This is a genomic window from Acinetobacter sp. Tr-809 (assembly GCF_011753255.1).
In the GTDB taxonomy this organism is placed as follows: Bacteria; Pseudomonadota; Gammaproteobacteria; order Pseudomonadales; family Moraxellaceae; genus Acinetobacter.
Window position 1 is genome coordinate 1 of the sequence record NZ_VWVZ01000009.1, and the last position, 23,491, is coordinate 23,491.

Consider the following 23,491-nt stretch of genomic DNA (forward strand, 5'->3'; position numbering starts at 1 on the left):
TTTAGATATTTAGCAAACTTATCAATCAAACCAAGAATCCAACCTTTCTAGCCAAATCCTTGTTTCTCAACAAGTTTTTATCTGCATCACCGCCGATGGATGTGCATTCTACAGCATTTCAGGGCAGACACAACCCCATTTTTCAATCTTTTTATTCAAGTGAACATTTTTAAACCAAATTCACAATTTTCCTTATATTTTTCGACCGAATTTGTTTTAATAATAGAAGAACAACTAAACTATATGCTCATCTTTATGCTTTGCGTTCAGTGACGCACTCATTTTAATGGCTGTATTATTTCGCTCTAACAGCGATTAAGGACTTATATGCATTACTCAAATTTTATCTTGCTTGGGTTGTTAACTGCTGGAGCATGTTCATCAGTATTCGCACAAGAGACTCCTAGCGACTCAGCCAATCAAACAAATGCTGTAGGAACCCAAGTCACTACAGAACAAAAGACGTCAACCATTCAAGCCATTAAAGATTTAAAGCATCTCACTAAGAATGACCTAAAAGTTAACGCCAATGCAGCACAACCCGATTCTGTTAAAGATCCTCTGCAACCATTGAACCGTCAAATCTATGCATTCAATGATATGTTAGATCGTAACTTATTAAAGCCAGTTGCGATTCAATATGTTGCTAAAGTTCCTGAACCTGTACGTAGCCCATATCGCCAGTTTCGTAAAAACTTAGGTGAGCCATGGAATGCAGTAAACCAGTTAATTCAAGGTCGACCTACTCGCGCCGCAAAAAGTTTAGGTCGTTTTACTGTAAATACATTAACAACTTTAGGTTTTGCTGATCCCGCACGTCGTTTAGGTTTAAACACTGAAGAAGAAAGCTTCGGTGTAACATTAGGTTATTATGGTGTTCCATCTGGTCCTTATGTGATGCTGCCTTTCTTTGGCCCGAGTACTTTCCGTGATGGTTTTGGTTTAGCCGCAGATAGTTTCGGTCGCCCACAAAAATACTTATTAGATGATCAAGATGGTATTTACTGGTCTACTAATGTATTGCAAGCCATTGATGCACGCTCTCAGATTCTTGATATTGAAGAAAGCTTAAAAGGCGACAAATACGCAATGATTCGTGATTTTTATTTACAGCGTAAATCTTTCCAAATTGCAGAAAAACGCGGTGATTCAAATGACATATCCTTCATTGGCGATGCAGATGATGTTGATGATGCGTCTTCTGACGATAAATGATTAAACTAAAATCTAAAATAATGTTTTACAAATTAATGTATTGCCAGAGAATTTAAACTCTGGCAATACTATGTATAAGGTCATCTTTCATCTGTGATGAATTTTAAATGACCATACAAAGGATTGGCTATTCATCTATGTATTTCATACAACCCACGCGTTCCGTACCTTGTTTAGATCAAGCTTTAACTGAGTTACCAAGTTTGCAGATCATTCAAATTGACGATTTGGATTTGTATGATCAAACCATCATTGCGATTGCCGATGTACAGGACTTTTTAAAGTATCAGTGGAAACTTCCAACAATTGTGCTTGCATTTGAACATGAGGGTACAGCGTTAGCGCAAGCATGGGAACAAGGTGCATTAGCAGGTTGGATTTGGGATAGTCTGCCAAAAAATCCAATTCATTCTTTGTTTAAAATAGATGCTCAATACAAACGTAATCAAGATAGCCGAGATCTACCCTCTGCTGCCGAGTTACAAAAGCGTCTTTTACCAAATCCAATCGAGTTACCGAACTATCAATTTGAATCCCTTTTTCAGCCATCTGCCTATTTATCTGGCGACTGGTATGATTACTGGCGTTTAAATGATGAAGAAGTATTGTTCTATCTAGCTGATGTTTCAGGACATGGTGTCACCAGCAGTTTATTAACCTCATGGATGGCAGCCTTTCATGGCCGTTCCAAAACACCAAGTCAATTGATTCAAAAATTGAATGCAATGTTGGTGCAAGAGAATATTGAAAAACACATTACCATGGTTGCTGGGATCTTAAATTTAGTCACTCATGAAGTGCGTTGGTCAAGTGCAGGACATTACCCTCCCCCCATTATTTTTGAACCGAATCAACCACCTCAAATTTTAACGACGAGTAGTTTTCCACTCGGCCTAACTGAAGAACTTGAAGTCGAAGAGCACCACTGTAAATTAAGTCGTCATGCCCGGTTCATTTTATGTTCTGATGGTGCCCTAGAGCCCTTCGATGGTGGTCTGAATGATCAGTTTAATCAATTGGTCGAACACCTTAAAAATGACTCATTCAAAGCCCCTGAACACGTAGCAGATGACATTGCAATTTTGAGCATATGTCGAATGAATTAGTTTTAAAATCAATATTTTAATTAAATCACACTTCTCTACCACTTGTGTCTCTAATATCACTATGGGATAATTTGATATCCTTTCTCTGAAAATGGCATTTATATGTCAACAGGTCATGTTGAATATGCAAGTTTGAACGGAACGCATATTTTCAAGCTTATTGGCGAAGTGCGTGCTCACTCTTGTATAAGTCTAGACAAACTACTCAACAGAATTGAACAACAGCAAAATGTTGTTGGCGCAATTGTTGATTTAACTGAAACCACATTTATCGACAGTACTGTTTTAGGCATACTGGCAAAATTAGGTTTAAAGCTTAAGCAAGTTCATCACATACAAGCAGTTATGCTCTCGACAAATCCAGATATTACTACCTTGGCCAACAGTATGGGGCTAGGGCAAGTTTTTGTGATTTTAAATTACTGCGGTGACCCAAATGTATGCACATTAGAGCTTACAGATGAACATGTCACACACAGTGCTATGCTTAACACAGTGCTCGACGCACACAAAACGCTAATGCGTTTAAATGAAAACAACCAGAATATGTTTGAACCGCTGGTGAAGCAATTGCAAAAAGAACAAGATTGCATGAACCTTGATTCACAAAAACAAAACGCTTGATCTTTGAACTCAGTATCGTGATCTCCTTATGACCTTACTTTCTGTTGCGCAAATGAATTCTCAAAATGATATCGAAGCAAACTTCGATGTCATTGAGTTATTAATGCAACAGAGTAAGGCTCAGGGTGCTGATTTAATCGTTTTTCCTGAGAATTTTGTTTGCTTTGCAGCAGGGAAACAACGCGAAACTGCTGCAAAATTCGAAACGATTCAAGCACGTTTAGAACAATTGGCACATCGTTACCAAATCTGGATTGTTGCAGGTACACTCCCATGCCCTTTCCGTCCAGATGGTTCAATCATTTCTGATGGTCGTGTGCGAACGGTAAGTCTTTGCATTAGTCCAGAAAGAACTGAAGCACGCTACGACAAAATCCACTTGTTTGATGTACAAGTCGGTGATGCTGTAGGGGGTTATCAAGAATCAAAATTCTTTGAACCAGGTGATCAAGTGACCGTGGCCAAAACACCTTTTGGCAATATCGGCCTCATGGTTTGCTATGACTTACGCTTCCCTGAACTTGCCCTGAGCTTACGTCAACAAGGTGCAGATATCCTTACTGCTCCTGCGGCTTTTACTTACACCACAGGTCAGCTCCACTGGCAGTTATTGCTACAAGCACGGGCCATGGACAGCCAGTGTTATGTCTTAGGTGCTGCGCAGCAAGGTTGGCACGGCGAACAGCGTCAAACTTGGGGACATGCTGGCATAGCTAATAGTCGTGGACAACTGCTGCAAAGTATCGATACAGATGGATATGGTTTAATTAGCAGTGAATTTGAGCTTGAGGCGCAAAATAAGCTTCGTCTTGCAATGCCGTTAATGCAGCATCGTAAAATTATTACCTACTAACCCCCTTCTCCATCTTTACACTAATTTAAACACACTAATGTACAAAATATAGACACACAAGGTCAATCTGACTGCAATGGTCAGCTTTTATAAATGTTCAGTACATAGAATCATGATTTAATACATATTATTGATCATAGTCGAACAAGCTCAAACGATTTTAGACTATGAATGATGTAACATTATCCGTTAATTCTTATTAAGCTTTATTCATGTTTAGATTTATTCTGATTTTCTTTGTTTTGGGGACAGCTGTACAACTTCACGCGACATCTGTGGATGTAGATAGTGATGAATCAACTCAATCATCTCGTGTTCTATCCACGCCACAAAATTTATCGCTGAATGCTTTTGGGCAATGGATTATTGGCTGGGGAACAGGTGCTGAAGGTGCAAGACAAAGATTAGATAATATCCAACGCGAGGACGTTGTGGTCATCAAACAAAAAGGTACCACCTTAGAAATGGTCAAAGCGTGGCAACAACATTTTGAACTCGAAGCTCAAAATAATCTGAGTAATCCAACCGCGCGCTACCGAGCACGTTTGATGAAGAAAATTGCTGAACTTTGGTAAACTGGAGTTCAAGACCTGCTCTTCAAAAGTATAAGTCCAGTTTCAGCTTGGACTTCTTCATTAGAATTGGTCAGTAAATTACTTAATCAATTAAACAGACCACGATATACTCATACTATTCAATTATTATTTGAGAACTGCATGGGCGAAGAACATCCACAACTGTTATTAGATAATCAGTTATGTTTTCTGATTTATTCGACCAATCTTGCTTTGAATCAAGTTTATCGCCAATTACTCACTCCACTTGGTTTAACCTATCCACAATATCTGGTGATGTTAGTGTTATGGGAAAAAGATCAGCTCACGGTTTCAGATATTGGTGAACGGTTATTTCTAGAATCATCTACACTCACGCCATTACTTAAAAAACTTGAAGCAGCTGGCTTAATTACTCGTCAACGTTCAAATAAAGATGAACGACAAGTGATTATTACCCTGACCACACAAGGCCAAGCTTTACAATTGCAAGCGATTGATATTCCAAATCAATTGGCTCAGGCTGCATCCTGCTCATCAACAGCATTATTGACATTAAAAGATCAACTTTCTGAACTTCGTGCCAACCTAAACAAATAAGTTTAAAATTTACACAACAGTAACTTGTTTTTTTATTTATATCGTGTACGATTTAATTGTATTCAATATTATTTAGGAACAATAATCATGTCTCTAGAACAAGTCGTTTATCGTGCAAAAGCAAAAGCAACAGGTGGTCGTGATGGGCGTGCAACCTCATCTGACGGTGTTTTAGATGTGCAATTAGGCGTGCCTAAAGAAATGGGCGGTGCTGGTGGTGCAGTCACTAATCCAGAGCAACTGTTTGCTGCTGGTTATTCTGCATGTTTCTTAGGTGCAATGAAGTTCGTTGCAAACCGTGATAAATTCAAGATTACCAAAGATGCCTATGTTGAAGGTGAAGTGGGCATTGGTCCTATTCCGAATGGCTTTGGTATCGAAGTAACACTGAATGTTTATTTAGTTGGAATGGAACAAGCTGAAGCAGAGCAATTGGTTGCTGCTGCACATATTGTTTGCCCTTATTCAAATGCAACGCGTAACAACATCGACGTTACGTTCAATATCGTGACGACAGCATAATTCTAATACTCAAAAAAAACAGCATGGTTTAACCATGCTGTTTTTTTTAAATGAAAAGCTTACTCTTCCGCAGCTTCATTGGTCACACGCAACACCTCTTCCAATGTGGTTTTTCCAGCTAATACTTTTAACAAACCATCATCACGGATTGAAGCTGCATGACGACGGGCATGATTTTCCAGCTCATACTCAGCAGCATTACCATGAATCAAACGGCGCATAGATTCATCGACTGGCACAATTTCATAAATTGCCGTACGTCCACTAAAGCCAACATGTGAACATTTTTCACAGCCATGCGGTTCAGGCAATTCCATATGCTCATCAACCTTGAGATGCTGAAATACTTGGCGTTCAAAGTCATCTGCTTTTCGCCATGTCACACAATGTGGACATAGAGTTCGAACCAAACGCTGTGCAATCACACCAATCAAGGAACTCGCCAATAAGAAAGGTTCGATGCCCATATCTTTTAATCGCGTCACCGCACCAATCGCGGTATTGGTATGCAGTGTGGATAGTACCAAGTGACCCGTTAAAGAAGCCTGTACGGCAATTTCCGCAGTTTCCAAGTCACGAATCTCTCCGACCATCACCACATCAGGATCTTGACGTAACATCGCCTTGAGTGCACGCGCAAAGGTCATATCTACTTTGGTATTGACCTGAGTTTGTCCAATACCCTCCAATTGATATTCGATTGGATCTTCAGCGGTCAAAATATTGCGGGTATTGTCATTCAGATCAGATAAAGCAGCATATAAGGTTGTGGTCTTACCCGAACCAGTTGGGCCTGTCACCAAAATAATGCCATGAGGTCGATGAACCAGTTGCGTTAAACGATCATAATCATTTTGCATCAAGCCTAAATGCGTCATGTTCAAACGCCCCGCTTGCTTGTCCAGCAAACGCATTACTACACGTTCGCCATGCGAAGACGGCAATGTCGAAACACGGACATCCACTTCACGTCCAGCAAGACGCAATGAGATACGGCCATCCTGAGGAACACGCTTTTCCGCAATATCCAGTTTCGCCATGACTTTGATACGCGACACCAATAATGGCGCCAATTCACGACGTGGCTGGACAATTTCACGCAGCTGACCATCGACACGCAAACGTACTGAAAGCTTTTTCTCAAACGCTTCAATATGAATATCTGAGGCACTCACACGAATTGCTTCTGACAATAGAGCATTGATTAGACGAACAATCGGCGCATCATCTTCTTGATCCATTAAGTCTTCAGCTTCAGGCACTTGATCCGCTAAACTCAATAAGTCGGGATGATCTTCCAAGCCTGCCGCAACTTGTTGTGACTCACCTGTATCCCCTGCATAGCTCGAACTGAGTAAGGCATGAAATTCTTGATCGGTACACAATTGATCGTGAGCAGATTTCCCCAAAATTCGACGAGCTTCCTGCAAAGCAATACGCGCGGTGTCCTTGCGTCGTACAATAAAAACTTGATCGCCTTCATAACGTAACAAAACGCCATGTCGTTTAGCAAAACTATAAGGAATTTGTATTTGTTTAAGTATTTGCATCACACAAATAATGATAAGAGAAAGTATTGAGTGTACTCTAAGCAGATTACAGCGTGAAGTCTGTTTAGCATACTCACAAAGGAATTTTGCATCTTGTCTCAAAATAATCAATATCAAGCTCCCCATTCCGATACTTTGAAATGGTGGGGCGAACAACAATTCGAAATTCAACAGGCCAAAGCTTGGCAATTCGGTTCATTGCTCTTTCGTCTGACTCGCGGCATCAAAGAATGGCGTTTGGAATATCATCGTCCTCAATTTCAGTATGACTACGAGCAGCAGTGGCGAATATTAAATGATATCGAATTTGCCATGCCGCCTCCTGCTAAAATCGAACGCTATATGTTCCACAAGACCAATAGCAGCTTTCATCTGATGCCACGCTTGGCTGATCGTTCCGTGGTGATTCGACCTGTTGACCCGATTTATATTCCTGCGGGCCAGCGTGGAACCTTATATATCAGTACCCCCTTGTGGATTGCGGGTTTGGTTGACGGTCTTTCTGAACCGCTATTTGATATTCCCGTGATTCAACCGAAAGATACTTGGTTTGGTAAAGACCCACAAAATGGTGAGATTTGCTACGCAACCTCTGTCGATGGTCGTATCGATTTGAATCTACTCAAACCGCGTGCTTTCCGTGCGGTGACCCCGATTGAGTTTCACAACACCAGCCATCATCAATTGCGTTTTGATCGCATGAATGTACCAGTTCCTGCACTGCCATTATTTTATAGCGAAAGTACAGGACGCTTATGGACTTCTCAAATCAAAGTCTATTATGAAGGTACTGATCATCCAGCACGTATTCGTATTGAAAATAAGACCCCAACTCAAGCGGGTGAAGTCACCTATGTGCATCCCCCTCGTGCACCAGGCAGTACTTTATTTAATATGTTTGATTCATTTTTTTAAGGGGTCGCGATGCCAAACTCAAATATTCCAAAAGATCTGGCTGGCAGTCTCACCAGTTTTTTCACCAACATTAACTTTGAGCGGCTTAGCGAAATCGTAGTCGCTATTATTCTGTGCTTTATCGGCTTTGTGATTGCACGTTTAGTCTCAAATACCTTTATCCGCACCATTGGTAGTCGCTTTAATGCCCATCAACGCTTACTGTGGCGTCGAGGTATTTTTTATTTCATCTTCCTGTTGTTCATTATGACCAGCTTAAGAGAGGCAGGTTTTAAACTCAGCGTATTTTTAGGTGCGGCAGGGATATTAACTGTCGCGCTGGGTTTCGCCTCTCAAACCTCTGCCAGTAACTTGATTAGTGGCTTGTTTTTGATTGGTGAAGGGTCTTTTGAAGTCGGTGATACCATTCAAATTACTTTAATTCGCGGACAAACCATCGAAGGTGAAGTGATTTCAATTGACTTACTTTCAGTAAAACTGCTCACATTGGACAATGTATATATTCGTTTACCAAATGAACAGCTGATACGAACACCCGTGATGAACTTATCCAAGTATCCGATACGGCGTATTCCAATCACCTTGGCGATTAACTTCCACGAAGACATTATTAAAGTTCGACACGTTCTATTAGAGGTTGCTGCTAAATACCCATTGGTTATGGATGATCCCAAAGCGACTGTTACGGTGACTGCCTTTAGAGAATCTTCAATTGAGCTGTTATTTGCGGTGTGGTGCCGCCAAGAAAATTCACTCAAAGTGCGCGATGAAATGCAGGAACGCATTCGTAACGGCTTTTTAGAAAACGAGATTGAAATTCCTGTACCGAAAATGGGACTGATCGATCGACCTCTCCCCTTAGAAAATGATGAAGTCGATCAATATGCCAATCAGAAAGAACTCAAAAAAGAACAGAAAGAGAGTTAACTCTCTTTCCGAGTCTCATCAAGCGTAGGCGGTAACGGTGCTAGATAAGCGATCACCAACATAATGGCACCTGAACCGATAAATGAAATCACACGGGTTAAAGTGCCACTTTGCGATAGATCCAATAACAATAATTTCGCTACGACAATTGCTAACAAAGCTGCACCGACAAACCAGATTTGTCGAATATGACGTCGGCTGGAAAATGTCATCAGAATAAAAGCAAGGATCACCCACAACAGCGTCAAGCTGAGTTGTACATCACCATTCGACCAAATTGCTGCGCTCCAGAATGGTGTACCCAAATAGTGATGCATGGCACGTACTACCACACTACTCAATACCAATAGGCCAATCAAAATGGTGGTCACTTTAAAACCCCACTCAATCGAACGCTCTGCACTAAAGTCATGATGATAAATAATCCAGATCAGGCCTGCAAACACCAATAAAGACAGTAAGTCAGTGAAATTAAGTAAAGGTAAGTAATAATATTGCTCAGCTGAATGTAGATCTAGACTGACCAAGACGAGCCACAACAAACTAAGACACCAAACAGGAGGCTGATGTAACAGCTGAGTATTTTTGGTCGCTAGTAAAAATATTGCAAAAACTACTGGAATTATGGCAAATCCAATCAATGGCATAATTGGGAAAAAAGCCAAACCTATAATCGCTAAATTGAGCCAAAAAATTGTTGCCCAAATCCCAAATCTACGCTGATCAACATTAATAACAATAGAAGCCAAAATAATCGTTGCCACAGAAAACTTTGCTTGCTGTAAACCTGTTGGCCAATGTAATTGCTGATAAATATTTACAGCGAAACTTTCAACATAAGCCAACGCAACCAGTGCACCAACAAATAATAACTGCAAAGCATCCCACGAAGTTTTTGCATAACGTTTTACAATGAGACTAAAAACTGCAAGTAATCCACTTGCAACCATTAGATAAGGGCTCAAACCATGCCCTTGCCAATGCCTAAACTCAACCCAAGCGATTGCACCAGCATACATTCCCAAGGTAAGAAAAACGCCACTCAACATTTTGGCGCTAAAATATTTTTCCACTTGCTGATAGCTGAGTAAATAAAAGGCCGAAATAAATTGAGCAAGCGCAAAAATCGCTGTACTTAAAATTGGAAAATGATCGTTTGACCAAACTTGAAACAGTAATGCTATTGAGCTTAATAACACCAGTGCCACACCAACATAACGGCTTAAACGATATCGCTCGGTCACGCCCCAGACAATCAGTGCAGTTCCCTGAATCACCCAGCCTGTTGAAGTCCAATGTGCACCTTTGGCCAGTGGGAAAATCAAGGCAACGAACACCACGGCAAGAATAAAGAAACTTTTTGCCAAAATTGATAATTGTGGATGCTGGCGTTTAATCCAGATATTTAAACTGATATAGACAATCGCGAGTGCAACTGCTCCCCAAGTAAGTGCTGAGGTCGAGTTATGCATTAAATAGGCATGTAGCGAAAAGCCCAGTACAGGGACACTAAAAATCAGACCAACATCTAAAATAGGTTGTAAACGCTCAGATGTCTGGGCTGTTTGTTGCTGCTCATTTTGAGCACGTAACATCAATTGGCTATAACGGATACTGAGCCAAATGAATAAAGCGATATGCAACCACAGGATCATATCCAAGGTATCAAACTGCGCTGTTTTTGCATAAATTCCAATGGTAGAACCACCAATGAACATGGTGGCAAAAAACGCAATTTGATGCAGGATTTTCCAGGGTTGAATAAAGTTCAACGCTGCCACGGCTAAGTTTATGACAAAATAATAACTAAACAAGAAAATCACATCAGGATGATTTTGTGGAATGACCAACGGAGCTAGATAGGCCATGGTCAATGCCAACATGGCTAAATACAAAGCGTGTTGTTTTAAGCTTAGATAAACCGTTGCCAATAATAAAATGACAAACAGAATACTGGCGATGCTTAAGCTGGCAATCACCGCAAAATGATGTGAAAAAATTAAGGTCAAGAATACAACTGCCAGGCCGACACCTTGTAGAGCCACCGCAAATAATTGATTTTTCTTTTGTAGTAAATATCCTGCAACAGTTGTGGCTACACCCGCAACCGCAATAAAACCCAGTTTCACACCTAAGCTGAGTTGCCAATGCTCACTGGCAAAACGTAATAATAAGATTACCCCAACCATTAATATGGTCACAGCAACACGGAGAATTGGATTGCCATGTATCATCCAGTCCAATGCTGGCTGCCACCAAGCAGCTTGTTTAGACTCAGAAGGATGAGCAGCAGAGGTAGAGTTCTGAAGTATTGGACTTTGAACTGATTCAGGTCGAGCTTGCATCCATGCTGGTTGTTGTTGTTCCGCAATTGGAGAGTGTGAAGCTGTCATTGGTGCTAATTCAATCGCTTGACCAAAATCAGCAGACTGTTGTTGTGGCTGAATTGAAATATCTGGATTGAGTGATTGTGTTGTAACCTGCTCTAAATGCAGCAATCGCGTTTGAAAAGAACTGATGGTTTGGATCAAACACAACAACAATACCAATAAAGCACCACCCGCCAACCACATCCATGTATTGGCATAGGCAAATAGTGCGACAAGTGCCGCGCCATATATCACAATTTTTTGTACGCCAATACCAGCCCCTAATACAGAATTGCTCGGCACTGCTTGTTCGAGTTGAAGCAAACGCTGATGAATTTCAGACAGAATGTGCACAATTACAACAGTCAGGCCAATTGCAGCGGAGACAATCGTCCCTTGCCACTTAAAGGCAATTGCAGCCGCAAGCAACACAGCTAAGGAAATTAAAACAACGATGAGTCCCTGTTTGTCTTTTTTATACATAGACTTATATCAATTATGATAGCTTCATTGTAGCCATCTTACTTGATCACTAGATAAGCAGGTATTGTTACATACAAAATACTGCAAATTTTCAACGACACAGCTAGCCGTACTCTTCCACGTTCAGATAAGACAGCCACGGCTTTTTCACGTAAAATACCTATTAATTTATAATTAGGATTTGCGCAATGCCACCTTTTGTCTTGGTAGACGGGTCTTATTTCTTATTTCGTGCTTTCCACGCTTTACCACCATTAACCACGTCTACTGGCTTACATACCAATGCAATACGTGGTGCAATTTCAGCGATCCAAAAACTGATGCGTCGCACTCAGCCTACCCATATGGCTGTGATTTTTGATACGCCAGAACCAACCTTCCGTCATAAATTATCGCCAATCTACAAAGGCGATCGCCCAAGCATGCCTGAGGAGTTATCTCAACAGATTCCTTATTTACATGCGTTGATCAAAGCACAAGGGATTCCTTTATATTTTCTCGCAGGTGCAGAAGCGGATGACATTATTGGTACCTTAACCAAGCGTGCCTTGGCAGAAGGTCATCATGTCCTCATCTCGACGGGCGACAAAGACATGGCGCAGTTGGTCAATGAACATGTCAAACTGGAAGACAGTTTTAAAGAACGTGTTTTAGATGAAGCGGGTGTTTTTGAAAAGTTCGGCGTACACCCAAATCAAATCATTGATTACCTCACCCTGATGGGCGATGCGTCTGACGGCATCATGGGCGTTCCGGGTGTTGGCGCAAAAACCGCGGCGAAGCTACTGAATGAATACGGCACATTAAACAATATTATTGCCAATGCTGATCAGCTTAAAGGCAAACTCAGCCAGAATATTAAAGATAATGTAGATAACATCAAAGTTGACCATCAACTTGCCAGTATTGTCTGTGATCTAGATCTTGCTTTAGATTGGCATGACCTTAAACTCGCCAATCCTAATGTGGATCAGTTACGTGAGCTCTATACTGAATTAGAGTTTCGTAATCAGTTACAGTCTTTGGATCACCCGAACAATCCCAATAGTCCGGCTTATCAACAGACCTCGCAAAGTATTGCCAAAGCTGAACAAAAAGCAGAACCCGTGGTTGCTGAAGATCATGCCAATCTTTCAAGCCAAGATGATCAACTCGGTAATGCGACTTATCATACGATCTTGAGCCAACAAGATTGGGATGCCTTATTGCAGCGTATGCAGCAAGCCGATCATTTTGCGATTGATACAGAAACCACCAACCTCGATTATCGTGTAGCGGAACTGGTCGGTTTCTCGGTCGCATTTGATGCCAAAGATGCCTATTACGTTCCTGTTGCACATGATTATGAAGGTGCACCTGAGCAACTGGATCGTAAACAGCTTCTCGCTCAGATCAAACCGATTCTTGAAAATGAACAAGTGAAGAAAATTGGTCATCATCTCAAATACGATGCGCATATCTTTGCCAATCACGGTATTACCATTCAAGGTTGGTATTTCGATACCATGCTGGCTTCATATGTATTGAATGCCGCTGCTACGCGACATGGCATGGATGATGTTGCACGTCTTTATCTTAGTCATTTGACCACGACGTTTGAGCAAATCGCAGGTAAAGGTGCAAAGCAAAAAACCTTTAATCAAATCGAACTTGAAGTTGCAGCCCATTACGCCGCCGAAGATGCGCATGTCACTTATCGTTTGTATGAAGTACTCGCAGCGAAACTGAAAGCCCATCCAGAACTGGTCAATATTCTACATAATATTGAAATGCCTGTTGCTCGCGTGCTCACAGGCATGGAAGAAGATGGTATTAAGCTGGACCATCAATTCCTCGATCAACTTAGTGTCGAGTTTTCAGAAACCATCCAAACGCTTGAAGCGCAGGCAGCGGAACTGGCGGGTGAAGCTTTTAATGTTGCCTCACCAAAGCAAGTCGGTGAAGTGCTGTTTGAAAAGCTAGGACTCAAAGGTGGTAAGAAAACTGCAACAGGTCAATACAGTACCAGTGAAAGTATTTTAGAGAAAATCGAACATCCATTGGCTGAAGTCATTTTGGAACATCGTGGCTTGGCAAAACTCAAAAATACCTACACCGATCGCCTGATTGAACAATCGCATGACACAACACATCGTGTACATACCAGCTATCATCAAGCCTTAACTGCAACAGGTCGCTTGTCTTCAACCGATCCAAACCTGCAAAACATTCCAATCCGTACTCCGATTGGGCGTCAAATCCGTAAAGCCTTTATTGCACCTGAGGATCGTGTGTTACTCGCTGCCGATTATTCTCAAATCGAACTGCGTTTGATGGCACATTTCTCTCAAGATGATGCATTAGTTCATGCCTTCCAACAAGGTCAGGATGTACACCGTCGCACAGCATCTGAAGTGCTTGGCATTGCCATTGAAGATGTGACCAATGACCAACGTCGTCAAGCCAAAGCGGTTAACTTTGGTCTGCTCTATGGTATGTCTGAATTTGGTTTAACACGTCAACTTGGCTTTAGCCGTGAAGAGTCACGTAGCTATATCGCACGTTACTTCCAGCGTTATCCGGGCGTATTGGATTATATGGAACGTACTCGTCAAATTGCGCGTGAGCAAGGTTTTGTTGAAACCATTTTAGGCCGTCGTCTATATACACCAGACATTATGGCAAGCAATAAAATGATCAAACAAGCAGCTGAACGCGCGGCAATCAATGCACCTTTACAAGGCAGTGCGGCAGATATTATTAAACTTGCAATGATTGCAGTCGATAAAATGTTGCCGAAAGATCAAGCCAAGCTGTTATTACAAGTGCACGATGAACTTGTGTTTGAAGCGGATGCTGCGATTGCAGATGAACTTTCAAAACAAATTGCTGAAGTCATGCAATCGGTATTGGAAATTTCAGTACCGTTTGTGGTTGAAGTTGGACAAGGTCAGAACTGGGATGCTGCCCACTAAGCCATCCACACACTAGAAAACAAAAATGTTTCTTGCAGACAGGGGATAAATTCCCCTGCGCTACAAGAAAACTGAAAATAAAGAATATCTGATAAAAATTAATTCGTATAGGAGAAAGGAATGCAAAATGTCCTTTAATCAAGTCCAATTTAACCGTCACCGTTCCATTGATACACTCCGTTTTATTTCAATCTTTTTGGTGTTACTGCACCACTTTAATATCCCATATAAGCTCTTTGACACCTCGATCAATTTTCAGGTTTTTGGTGAAAACATCACCGCGCTTTTAGCCCGAAATGGTAACTATGGTGTCACCATGTTCTTTGTAATCTCGGGCTATCTCATCACCTCACACACCATCAAACGCTGGGGTGCGTTACATCAGATCAATACACGCGACTTTTATATTTCACGATTCGCTCGCATCATGCCGACCTTGATTCTGCTGATCTGTCTGGTCAATCTCTTAGCTGCATTTGAGCTTAAACCTTTTATGACTCAGGCACCCAATGGCATTGTCGTCGCTCAGTCAACAGTTAACCTAGCAGCGTTGACCTTTTGGATGAACATCCTGATTATTGAAAATGGTTGGGTCAACTACGCGCTTGGCGTGTTATGGTCTTTATCTGTGGAAGAAGTGTTTTATTTACTTTTCCCACTGACAGCACTGCTATTTAACAAGAAGCCCTACTTTCTATTTGTCTGTTTCGCGCTGATTCTATTTGCACCGTATTTTAGATATTTACATTCTGGTGAAGAAAGTGGTGCGTACCTCTATCATTACTTCTCTAGTTTTGATGGGATTGCCTTTGGCTGTATTGCAGCACTGATTGCACCGCAAGTTAAGCTGCAAGCCCAAACCTGGTTGGGGTTGAAATATATTGCCATTGCGACAATGTTGATCATTTATTTTTCTGCACCGATTAAACAAAACTGTATTTGGGGCATCAGTCTATTTGCACTTGCGACAGCGATCGTGATTGTTGCAAATGTGGCAAATGAACGCACCACCATGCAAACACAGCGTTTTAAGTGGTTACAAGAGATTGGTAAGAACAGTTATGAAATTTATTTATTCCATCTGATTATTTTAGGTTTCTTTAAACTGTTTTATACGCCAGCCCTTACTGAGGGCAACATTAAACTGGTCTTATTATTGATTTATTTCGTCCTTGCAATTGTACTGGGTGCTTTCATTGCGCACTATTTTTCGAATCCGTTAAATCGAGCAATACGGCAACGTTTGATCAAGAAATAAAAAAATGGGCATTACGCCCATTTTTTTATTGAATCAGATTTGCTTAGAGACCTGTTAACAGGACTTTAGCTGCTTCATTCATCAAAATTTCAGCCACGTACAAAGCCAAGAACGCCAAAATTGGAGACAAGTCAATCATCCCCATGTTCGGCAATAAGCGACGGAATGGTGCAAGCAATGGTTCAGCCAACTCTTGAATCACTTCAATATAAGGTGAACGCGACTGTGTAAACATCACCACCCAACTTAAAATAATCGTTGCAAAAATCAAGTAACGACAGAAGCGAATCAAATCTTGAATCATGGTCACAAATGTCGTGATCACCAGATACACCGCACTATGCGGCATCTGTCCAGACAAATACATCAGACCAAACATTTTCAGGAGATACAGCACCACCAACAAAGCAACTGCCGCTAAATTGACACGGCCTTTACCTATCGTCGGAAAAATGCGGCTAAACACATCCACAATCTTGGTAGCTTTCACGGTTGAAAGCACCACTGGATTGTATGGACTGACTGCTGCCAATTGCATTAAAAAACGGAAAAAGACCAATAAAATTGCAACATTGATCAAAACACCAAAAATTAGCGCAGAACTTGCACCCATAATTGTCTTATCCTACTTAAACCGATTTAGTCTTGTCACTCAACTCTTGCGCTAGCTCTTGGCTACGCTTCTGAGCTGCTGCAAGCGCTGCTTGAATATTTTGTGAAATCTGCGCACGATCAAACACCTCTAAAGCTGCTTGTGTTGTGCCATTTGGAGAGGTCACATTTTTACGTAATTCTGCTGGAGAATTTGAGCTGGTAATCGCCATTTGTGCCGCCCCTAACGCTGTTTGCAAGGTCAACGCCGTCGCCACTTTTTCATCGAGCCCCAAGTTTTTGCCAGCACGAATCATACTTTCCATCAAATAGAAGAAGTATGCTGGGCCAGAACCAGAAACTGCTGTTACTGCATCAATTTGAGCTTCACTTTCCACCCAAATAGTTAAACCTGTCGCTGCTAAAATTTGACTGGTTAACTCACGATCTTGCGCATTCACCGCTTCAGATGCATAAATACCATGTGCACCTGTTTGGACTAACGCTGGTGTATTCGGCATGACACGGACAATACGTTGACTACCACCAATTAAATCTGAAATCGTTTGAATTTCAGCACCCGCAATAATTGAGATCACGAGTTTATCTGACAATAAACCTTTTAATGGTTGTAATACCGTTGCCAAAACTTGGGGTTTGACCGCCAATACCACAACGTCCGCATTTTTAATTGCGTCTACATTGTCAGTTGTGGTTTGAATATTTTTTTCTTCTAAGATGTGACGAATTTGTTCTACAGGATCAGAAACCGTAATACGGGTTGTGGGTAAACCACGAGATAGCAGCCCGCCAATCAAGGCTTGTGCCATGTTACCGCCGCCAATAAAACAAATATTTTGGTTCAATGTTGTCGCCATGTCCTACTCATCATACGAAAAAGACTGCTGAAAAACGTCATTACAGTCAGAAATTAAACTTGGTTGCCAACCGCCCTGCTCTAAATAATCAGATTGCGCCAACCAAAAACCCTTTGGGCTAAAAACCCCAAGCATAACATTATCTACGACTAATATTTGAATTGTATGACGTAACCAAGGCAAAATCTGTAGCTCTTGAATGGCTTTTTTCAGAGGCCAATGTCCAACACGACCATAAAGATGAATTATTTCACCCCCCTGTCGTTTAAGCAACGTTAACTCTCGCCCTAAAAGCTGTGAAGAAAGACCAATCGTTTGAGGTTCAATCTTAAATTGTCCAGCCGCAACATGGATGGTTTCGCCCATATCAAACTGTTGTGACAACGAATCTGAAAAGGAGAATAATTTTTCTGCGTATAGCTCATCATGAGTTAAACGATATAACGTTTTCTGATAGCGAACGAAATAATGTTGATTGATATGTAAGGTTGCCTGCGCATCTGGCTTTGCAAGAATGACTTCATGCTGCAATCGCTGCACCATATCATAACTTGGTCGATATTGATCCGCCCCCTTCATCCAAGTCGATAACAATTGACGTTGTCGTGCAGCCGAGAGTTGCTGCAACTCGATCAGATCAAGTACACGATCGGTCGCACATTGTTTCCAATCCCTCTGCAACACTTCATTCAGTATTTCCGCAGCATCCTGCATCAGAGAACTGGTTCGTGTCACAGCAGCCTGCATCTTTGGGAAGCGTTTTTGTAAGACACCCCATAATTCTTCTCGACACCACGCCCGATCATAGTGCGTATCGTGATTGGTTGGGTCTGTCACATAGTCAAAACCAAGTTGCTTCGACCATTGTTCAATTTGCTCACGGCTCAAATCTAAAAATGGTCGCCAAATGGTCATGTCTTGACGGATATCAATTTGCTGCATCGCAGCTAATCCATGTACACCTGCTCCAGAAAACAAACGTAATAATAGCGTTTCAGCCTGATCCTGCTGATGATGCGCCAAGACTAGAATTTCATTGGATTGTAAATGCTGTTGATATGCTTGATAACGCACTTGGCGCGCTTGCTGCTCTAAATTACCTGTCGCAACGTCTACTTGCTGAATAATACACGGAATATTTAAGGCATCGGACTGCTGCTGTACAACATAGCCCCATTCAGCACTCATCGCTTGAAGTTGATGATCAACATAAATCGCACGGGCTTGCGTGGGAAAAAGTTCAGACATTAGAAACAGCAACAGCATGGAATCCATGCCGCCGCTACACCCAATCAAGAATTGAGTTTGTTCAGAAAAATGCTGAGTTTGTGCTAAGACGCGATGCCTAAATTGCTGCTGCCAAACTTCATTAAACGTTGATAACGTGCGTCGCATCGTTCTTGTGCATCCATCGGTTGCAATTCATCTAAAGCCTGTTTTAGCACATCTTTCAAATCATGCATGACTTTTTCAGGCTGCAAATGCGCACCGTCACCTTCATCCACAACATATTCAACAATGCCTAAAGCTTGAAGTTTATCTGCAGTTAAAGAAAGTGCTTCACTCGCTTGTGCTGCTTTATCTGCGGTTTTCCATAGAATAGACGCACAACCTTCAGGTGAAATCACCGAATAAATACTATGTGACAGCATAATCACACGATCGGCTACACCAATACCGAGCGCACCACCTGAACCGCCTTCACCCAATATTGTCGCAATAACAGGCACTTTCAAACTTGAAAGTTGTGCCAAGCTGGTTGCAATCGCTTCTGCTTGACCACGTTCTTCAGCCCCTACACCCGGATATGCACCCATGGTATCGACGAAGGTGAACACAGGTAAATTGAAACGTTCCGCCATATCAAGTAACCGTTGTGATTTACGATACCCTTCTGGATTACACATCCCAAAGTTATGCTGTAACTTTTCACGTGTGCTGCGACCACGATGTTGACCAACCACCATTACAGGTTGTCCGTCAAAACGCGCCAAACCACCGATCATAGCACCATCATCACCAAATAGACGGTCGCCATGAAGTGCATCAAATTCAGTAAAAATTTCACTGACATAATCTAGAAATTGCGGACGCTCAGGGTGTCGTGCAATTTGAACCGTAGCCCAAGCCTTGGACTGAGTCGCTTTATTTTTCATAAGTCAAGAATGGTCCATAATAATATGGTTAATCAACAAATTTGTCTGACTGAATATTTAACTCAATGTCCCAATGCTTAAATTGCACCTGCTCATCATGCAAGTCTGCAACCAATAAAGGCCATTGTTTAGCATCGCCAGAAACGCTGAGTTGCCATTGTTGATCATTTACAACACTCAGTTCAATGGCAGGAAGCATCTGATCACTACGACTATGGTTCAGCAAAACTGCAAGGCGGAGCAATAAACAAAGATAAAGTAAATGGCTACCGCCAACCTTTAAAACGTCATTTTTTGCATCTGCACGTAACTTACGACGATGGTGTGAAACCAAATGCGAGAGATGATTTTGATCAATTTGTGAGAAACCAGGAATATCTGAATGTTGCAATAAATAGGCCCCATGACGGTGATAACCACCATGACTGATTGCCAATCCAATTTCATGCAAATATGCAGCACGACGCAGTAAGTCACTGTCTTCAGTCGTTAAATTTAAAGCGTTAGCAACACCATCAAACAATTCTTGTGCCGTATTGACCACACGTTCAGCTTGCTTGGGATCTGCATTATAGCGCCCCATTAACGCCTGTACACTACGGTCACGAACATCTTCATGCTTGAAACGACCCAGCAAGTCGTACATCACACCTTCACGTAATGCACCATCAGAATATGCCAATTTATCGATATCTAAGACTTCAAAAATCGCATATAAAATGGCAAGACCAGCTGGCAAAACTGCTCGACGGTCTTCACGTAGACCTTCAAAATCAATTTCAGTGATATGTTTAAATTTAAGTAATCGATCTTTTAATTTATATAAACCGTCACGAGTCAGATTCTCTTGTTCGTCACTTAAACCTAAATTAACTGAAATTTGACGACAAGCTTTGATGGTTCCACTTGAACCAACAACCGTATCCCAGCCTTCAGACTTATAGGTATTGGCAATCGCAGAGAGTTCTTTACGGGCAGCAACCACTGCTTTATCAAAGGCTTTACTTGTAATTTCACCATCTGGGAAATAAGTTTTACTAAATGCCACACAGCCCATTTGCAAAGATTCTGTATGCAATGGCTCAAATTCTTCACCAATAATAAATTCTGTTGAGCCACCACCGATATCAACAACTAAGCGGCGACCACCATTGGCCATGGTATGTGAAACACCTAAATAGATCAGACGTGCTTCTTCACGTCCTGCAATAATTTCGATTGGTTTTGGTAAAATTTCAGCTGCTTTTTGAATAAATTCATGACCATTTTTTGCTTGTCTTAAGGCATTGGTCGCTACAATACGTAAACGATTAGGTTGAACTGAACTTAAACGCCCAACAAAACGCGCCAAACAAGCCAGTCCACGTTGTTGTGCTGCCTCTGTTAAATTTTTATTTTCATCAAGCCCAGCTGCTAACTGTACTTTTTCTGACATTGAAGCAACTTTCTTAACTTCACCGTGATCAACACGAGCGATTGCCAGATGGAAACTATTCGATCCCATATCAATCGCAGCAAGTAATTCTTCATCAATCAGAAAATCAGACATTATTCATATAAACCCATGCTCAATTCACGCATTAGAGTAATTCACATGCTTACAATTTTAAAGTCATTTTAAGCAATAAAAGTACTGTATTTGCGCTTTTACTTGATAAATGATTGTAGAAGTCGATGATCAACATCGTGAGCATCCATTAGACTTTTCATTTCCAAACTTGAATAATCAGAACAAACCCTTACATTGAATAAAGCGGCAATGTAATATTCATCGTGATGATGATTAAATTCGCACTTTATTTCTTAAATTTGGAGCAACCTTATGTCTGCGACTATTGTTAATACAACTGATGCAAACTTCCAAGCAGATGTTTTAGATGCTGAAACCCCTGTACTTGTTGATTTCTGGGCTGGCTGGTGTGCACCTTGTAAAGCAATTGCACCTGTTCTTGAAGACCTATCAACTGAATATGCAGGAAAAGTAAAAATCGTTAAAGTTGACGTGACTGCATGTGAAGATACTGCTGTAAAATACAACATTCGTAATATTCCAGCATTATTGATGTTTAAAAATGGCGAAGTTGTTGCTCAACAAGTTGGCGCAGCACCACGTTCAAAACTTGCAGCATTCATTGACCAAAACATCTAATACAATTGTTAAATGGTCAATCTGAGAAATACGCTACTTATTGAATAGCGTATTTCTTAGTAAAAATTGACAATTTGCTTGATTTCCTCTATATTTCTGGATCAAGAAGCTTTGAATGGAATCTACTTCATTGCGCTTCTTAAAAGACACAAAACATAAGATCGCCGCTCGGCAATAACAATTGTTTTCACATTTCTCTCTGAAACAATGAACCAGACTACTGAATCGTGGTTGTGTAAATACAATTACATCAGCATGTATGTATGCGGTCGATTTTTTATTCTTTCCCTAACGTAGTCCTCCACTTATTCCATTCTGTCTGACCACTTATGAACTTAACTGAACTCAAGAAAAAACCCATTGGCGAACTCATTAAAATTGCGGAGTTTATGGGCCTTGAAGGCATGGCACGTAACCGTAAACAAGATATTATTTTTGCCATTTTAAAACGCCATGCCATGAATGGCGAAGAAATCTTTGGTGATGGCGTTCTCGAAATTCTTTCTGATGGTTTTGGCTTTTTACGCTCTGCAGCTGGTTCATATTTAGCAGGGCCAGATGACATCTATGTCAGCCCATCACAGATTCGTCGTTTCAACCTCCGTACAGGCGATACCATTACAGGTACCATTCGTCCGCCAAAAGAAGGTGAACGTTATTTTGCTTTATTAAAAGTAAACCAAATTAACTACGATACACCCGAAAATTCACGTAATAAAATTCTCTTTGAAAACCTCACTCCATTATTCCCTACTGAGCAATTGGTTATGGAACTTGGTAACGGTACAACAGAAGATTTAACCTCCCGTGTAGTCGACCTGATTGCACCAATCGGTAAAGGTCAACGCTCTATTATTGTTGCACCACCAAAAGCGGGTAAAACAATGTTATTACAAACCATTGCTCAGTCAATTGTGCGTAATAACCCAGAAGTTTTCCTAATTGTGCTTCTCATTGACGAACGTCCTGAAGAAGTAACAGAAATGGAACGCACTGTCCGTGGTGAAGTGATTGCATCTACATTTGATGAAGCACCAGCCCGTCACGTTCAAGTTGCTGAAATGGTAATTGAAAAAGCGAAACGTCTAGTTGAACACAAAAAAGATGTGGTGATTCTACTTGACTCAATTACCCGTCTTGCACGTGCTTACAACACGGTCATTCCATCATCAGGTAAAGTATTAACTGGTGGTGTGGATGCTCACGCTTTAGAACGTCCTAAACGCTTCTTTGGTGCTGCACGTAATATCGAAGAAGGTGGTTCACTTACCATTATTTCAACTGCCTTGATTGAAACAGGCAGTAAAATGGATGATGTCATCTACGAAGAGTTTAAAGGTACTGGTAACCAAGAGATTACCCTTGATCGCCGTATTGCTGAGAAACGTGTATTCCCTGCAATGAATATCAAGAAATCAGGTACTCGCCGTGAAGAACGCCTCATGAGCGAAGAAAATCTTCGTAAGGTTTGGATTCTACGTAAGTTATTACATCCAATGGATGAACTTGCAGCGATGGAATTCTTATTGGATCGCATGAAAGAAACCAAAACCAATGATGACTTCTTCGATCAAATGAAAAGAAAGGCATCAACTTAAATTTCAACTAAAAAGCTACCTTAATGGTAGCTTTTTTTATTTGGTTGACATACTTACAGAATATTTACATATTCTTCAAAAAAACATCACGATAAATAATTTATTGATTTATATACTTATATTAAAAGAACATGTGTTGTTTTTTCAACTTACCGATTCAAATTATATAATCTATAGTTATTTTCTATC

At 41.1% G+C, this 23,491-nt stretch carries 20 protein-coding genes; 13 read left to right on the forward strand and 7 right to left on the reverse strand.

The window, feature by feature from the left end; translation table 11 throughout:
- Window positions 1-327 precede the first annotated feature (327 nt).
- The 7 genes from F3J02_RS16840 (at window position 328) to F3J02_RS16870 (ending at window position 5,474) form a co-directional block, all read left to right on the forward strand.
- Window positions 328-1,215, forward strand: a complete 888-nt coding sequence (locus F3J02_RS16840) for a VacJ family lipoprotein (RefSeq protein WP_167251131.1) — start codon at window positions 328-330, stop codon at window positions 1,213-1,215.
- A gap of 137 nt (window positions 1,216-1,352) precedes the next feature.
- Window positions 1,353-2,321, forward strand: coding sequence for an RsbU family protein phosphatase GigA (gene gigA / locus F3J02_RS16845; protein WP_005184685.1), 969 nt, complete (start codon window positions 1,353-1,355; stop codon window positions 2,319-2,321).
- A gap of 102 nt (window positions 2,322-2,423) precedes the next feature.
- Window positions 2,424-2,945, forward strand: coding sequence for an anti-anti-sigma factor GigB (gene gigB, locus F3J02_RS16850; RefSeq protein WP_167251133.1), 522 nt, complete (start codon window positions 2,424-2,426; stop codon window positions 2,943-2,945).
- 28 nt (window positions 2,946-2,973) lie between these two features.
- A complete protein-coding gene (locus F3J02_RS16855) occupies window positions 2,974-3,798 on the forward strand; it encodes a carbon-nitrogen hydrolase family protein (protein ID WP_167251135.1) in 825 nt (274 codons plus the stop codon).
- Between the two features lie 212 nt (window positions 3,799-4,010).
- On the forward strand, window positions 4,011-4,373 hold the full coding sequence (locus F3J02_RS16860) for a DUF4951 domain-containing protein (RefSeq protein WP_167251137.1): 363 nt from the start codon (window positions 4,011-4,013) through the stop codon (window positions 4,371-4,373).
- Window positions 4,374-4,514: 141 nt separating this feature from the next.
- Window positions 4,515-4,952 carry a MarR family winged helix-turn-helix transcriptional regulator gene (locus F3J02_RS16865; RefSeq protein ID WP_167251139.1) on the forward strand — a complete coding sequence of 146 codons (438 nt, stop codon included), beginning with the start codon at window positions 4,515-4,517 and terminating at the stop codon, window positions 4,950-4,952.
- Between the two features lie 87 nt (window positions 4,953-5,039).
- Window positions 5,040-5,474, forward strand: coding sequence for an organic hydroperoxide resistance protein (locus tag F3J02_RS16870; RefSeq protein ID WP_005146490.1), 435 nt, complete (start codon window positions 5,040-5,042; stop codon window positions 5,472-5,474).
- A 59-nt stretch (window positions 5,475-5,533) separates the two neighbouring features.
- Here F3J02_RS16870 and gspE read toward each other — a convergent pair whose 3' ends face one another.
- Complete coding sequence (gspE, locus tag F3J02_RS16875; protein ID WP_167251141.1) at window positions 5,534-7,024, reverse strand: type II secretion system ATPase GspE; 1,491 nt, start codon at window positions 7,022-7,024, stop codon at window positions 5,534-5,536.
- A gap of 93 nt (window positions 7,025-7,117) precedes the next feature.
- On the opposite strand from gspE, the gene F3J02_RS16880 reads away from it, so the two are divergent.
- Entirely contained in the window at window positions 7,118-7,939 is an 822-nt protein-coding gene (locus F3J02_RS16880) for a hypothetical protein (protein WP_167251143.1), read from the forward strand.
- A gap of 9 nt (window positions 7,940-7,948) precedes the next feature.
- Window positions 7,949-8,866, forward strand: coding sequence for a mechanosensitive ion channel family protein (locus F3J02_RS16885; RefSeq protein ID WP_167251145.1), 918 nt, complete (start codon window positions 7,949-7,951; stop codon window positions 8,864-8,866).
- Here F3J02_RS16885 and F3J02_RS16890 read toward each other — a convergent pair.
- Window positions 8,863-11,718 (reverse strand): DUF2339 domain-containing protein, encoded by a 2,856-nt coding sequence (locus tag F3J02_RS16890; protein WP_167251147.1) that lies wholly within the window; start codon window positions 11,716-11,718, stop codon window positions 8,863-8,865. The two genes, F3J02_RS16885 and F3J02_RS16890, sit on opposite strands and share 4 nt — an antisense overlap.
- Before the next feature lie 188 nt (window positions 11,719-11,906).
- Between F3J02_RS16890 and polA the strand changes: the two genes are divergently transcribed.
- Both polA and F3J02_RS16900 read left to right on the forward strand, forming a co-directional pair.
- Window positions 11,907-14,672 carry a DNA polymerase I gene (polA, locus tag F3J02_RS16895; RefSeq protein WP_167251149.1) on the forward strand — a complete coding sequence of 922 codons (2,766 nt, stop codon included), beginning with the start codon at window positions 11,907-11,909 and terminating at the stop codon, window positions 14,670-14,672.
- Between the two features lie 127 nt (window positions 14,673-14,799).
- Window positions 14,800-15,930 carry an acyltransferase family protein gene (locus F3J02_RS16900; RefSeq protein ID WP_167251151.1) on the forward strand — a complete coding sequence of 377 codons (1,131 nt, stop codon included), beginning with the start codon at window positions 14,800-14,802 and terminating at the stop codon, window positions 15,928-15,930.
- Between the two features lie 43 nt (window positions 15,931-15,973).
- On the opposite strand, the gene F3J02_RS16905 is transcribed toward F3J02_RS16900, so the two are convergent.
- The 5 genes from F3J02_RS16905 to ppx are packed head-to-tail and all read right to left on the reverse strand — an operon-like array spanning window position 15,974 to window position 21,104.
- On the reverse strand, window positions 15,974-16,543 hold the full coding sequence (locus tag F3J02_RS16905; protein ID WP_005184711.1) for a YggT family protein: 570 nt from the start codon (window positions 16,541-16,543) through the stop codon (window positions 15,974-15,976).
- A gap of 16 nt (window positions 16,544-16,559) precedes the next feature.
- Window positions 16,560-17,399 (reverse strand): pyrroline-5-carboxylate reductase, encoded by an 840-nt coding sequence (proC, locus tag F3J02_RS16910; protein WP_004804503.1) that lies wholly within the window; start codon window positions 17,397-17,399, stop codon window positions 16,560-16,562.
- A gap of 3 nt (window positions 17,400-17,402) precedes the next feature.
- Entirely contained in the window at window positions 17,403-18,794 is a 1,392-nt protein-coding gene (gene tilS, locus F3J02_RS16915; RefSeq protein WP_167251153.1) for a tRNA lysidine(34) synthetase TilS, read from the reverse strand.
- Window positions 18,731-19,555 (reverse strand): acetyl-CoA carboxylase carboxyltransferase subunit alpha, encoded by an 825-nt coding sequence (locus tag F3J02_RS16920; RefSeq protein ID WP_005146510.1) that lies wholly within the window; start codon window positions 19,553-19,555, stop codon window positions 18,731-18,733. Before F3J02_RS16920 ends, tilS begins: the two co-directional genes overlap by 64 nt.
- Window positions 19,556-19,583: 28 nt before the next feature.
- The gene (gene ppx, locus F3J02_RS16925) at window positions 19,584-21,104 is read right to left on the reverse strand and encodes an exopolyphosphatase (protein ID WP_167251155.1); all 1,521 of its coding nucleotides are present in this window, start codon (window positions 21,102-21,104) and stop codon (window positions 19,584-19,586) included.
- Between the two features lie 273 nt (window positions 21,105-21,377).
- Between ppx and trxA the strand changes: the two genes are divergently transcribed.
- Together trxA and rho are read left to right on the forward strand one after the other, a co-directional pair.
- On the forward strand, window positions 21,378-21,704 hold the full coding sequence (trxA, locus tag F3J02_RS16930; RefSeq protein ID WP_004804498.1) for a thioredoxin: 327 nt from the start codon (window positions 21,378-21,380) through the stop codon (window positions 21,702-21,704).
- A gap of 329 nt (window positions 21,705-22,033) precedes the next feature.
- The gene (rho, locus tag F3J02_RS16935) at window positions 22,034-23,302 is read left to right on the forward strand and encodes a transcription termination factor Rho (RefSeq protein ID WP_167251157.1); all 1,269 of its coding nucleotides are present in this window, start codon (window positions 22,034-22,036) and stop codon (window positions 23,300-23,302) included.
- Window positions 23,303-23,491: the final 189 nt, after the last annotated feature.

Excerpts from the sequence above, each read along its gene's own strand:
- F3J02_RS16890 (WP_167251147.1), bottom strand. The coding sequence starts at position 11,718 with ATGTATAAAAAAGACAAACAGGGACTCATCGTTGTTTTAATTTCCTTA.
- F3J02_RS16840 (WP_167251131.1), top strand. The coding sequence starts at position 328 with ATGCATTACTCAAATTTTATCTTGCTTGGGTTGTTAACTGCTGGAGCA.
- trxA (WP_004804498.1), top strand. The coding sequence starts at position 21,378 with ATGTCTGCGACTATTGTTAATACAACTGATGCAAACTTCCAAGCAGAT.
- F3J02_RS16855 (WP_167251135.1), top strand. The coding sequence starts at position 2,974 with ATGACCTTACTTTCTGTTGCGCAAATGAATTCTCAAAATGATATCGAA.
- F3J02_RS16900 (WP_167251151.1), top strand. The coding sequence starts at position 14,800 with ATGTCCTTTAATCAAGTCCAATTTAACCGTCACCGTTCCATTGATACA.
- F3J02_RS16865 (WP_167251139.1), top strand. The coding sequence starts at position 4,515 with ATGGGCGAAGAACATCCACAACTGTTATTAGATAATCAGTTATGTTTT.
- rho (WP_167251157.1), top strand. The coding sequence starts at position 22,034 with ATGAACTTAACTGAACTCAAGAAAAAACCCATTGGCGAACTCATTAAA.
- F3J02_RS16860 (WP_167251137.1), top strand. The coding sequence starts at position 4,011 with ATGTTTAGATTTATTCTGATTTTCTTTGTTTTGGGGACAGCTGTACAA.
- ppx (WP_167251155.1), bottom strand. The coding sequence starts at position 21,104 with ATGTCTGATTTTCTGATTGATGAAGAATTACTTGCTGCGATTGATATG.
- proC (WP_004804503.1), bottom strand. The coding sequence starts at position 17,399 with ATGGCGACAACATTGAACCAAAATATTTGTTTTATTGGCGGCGGTAAC.
- F3J02_RS16905 (WP_005184711.1), bottom strand. The coding sequence starts at position 16,543 with ATGGGTGCAAGTTCTGCGCTAATTTTTGGTGTTTTGATCAATGTTGCA.
- gigA (WP_005184685.1), top strand. The coding sequence starts at position 1,353 with ATGTATTTCATACAACCCACGCGTTCCGTACCTTGTTTAGATCAAGCT.
- tilS (WP_167251153.1), bottom strand. The coding sequence starts at position 18,794 with ATGCGACGCACGTTATCAACGTTTAATGAAGTTTGGCAGCAGCAATTT.
- polA (WP_167251149.1), top strand. The coding sequence starts at position 11,907 with ATGCCACCTTTTGTCTTGGTAGACGGGTCTTATTTCTTATTTCGTGCT.
- gspE (WP_167251141.1), bottom strand. The coding sequence starts at position 7,024 with ATGCAAATACTTAAACAAATACAAATTCCTTATAGTTTTGCTAAACGA.
- F3J02_RS16870 (WP_005146490.1), top strand. The coding sequence starts at position 5,040 with ATGTCTCTAGAACAAGTCGTTTATCGTGCAAAAGCAAAAGCAACAGGT.
- gigB (WP_167251133.1), top strand. The coding sequence starts at position 2,424 with ATGTCAACAGGTCATGTTGAATATGCAAGTTTGAACGGAACGCATATT.
- F3J02_RS16885 (WP_167251145.1), top strand. The coding sequence starts at position 7,949 with ATGCCAAACTCAAATATTCCAAAAGATCTGGCTGGCAGTCTCACCAGT.
- F3J02_RS16920 (WP_005146510.1), bottom strand. The coding sequence starts at position 19,555 with ATGAAAAATAAAGCGACTCAGTCCAAGGCTTGGGCTACGGTTCAAATT.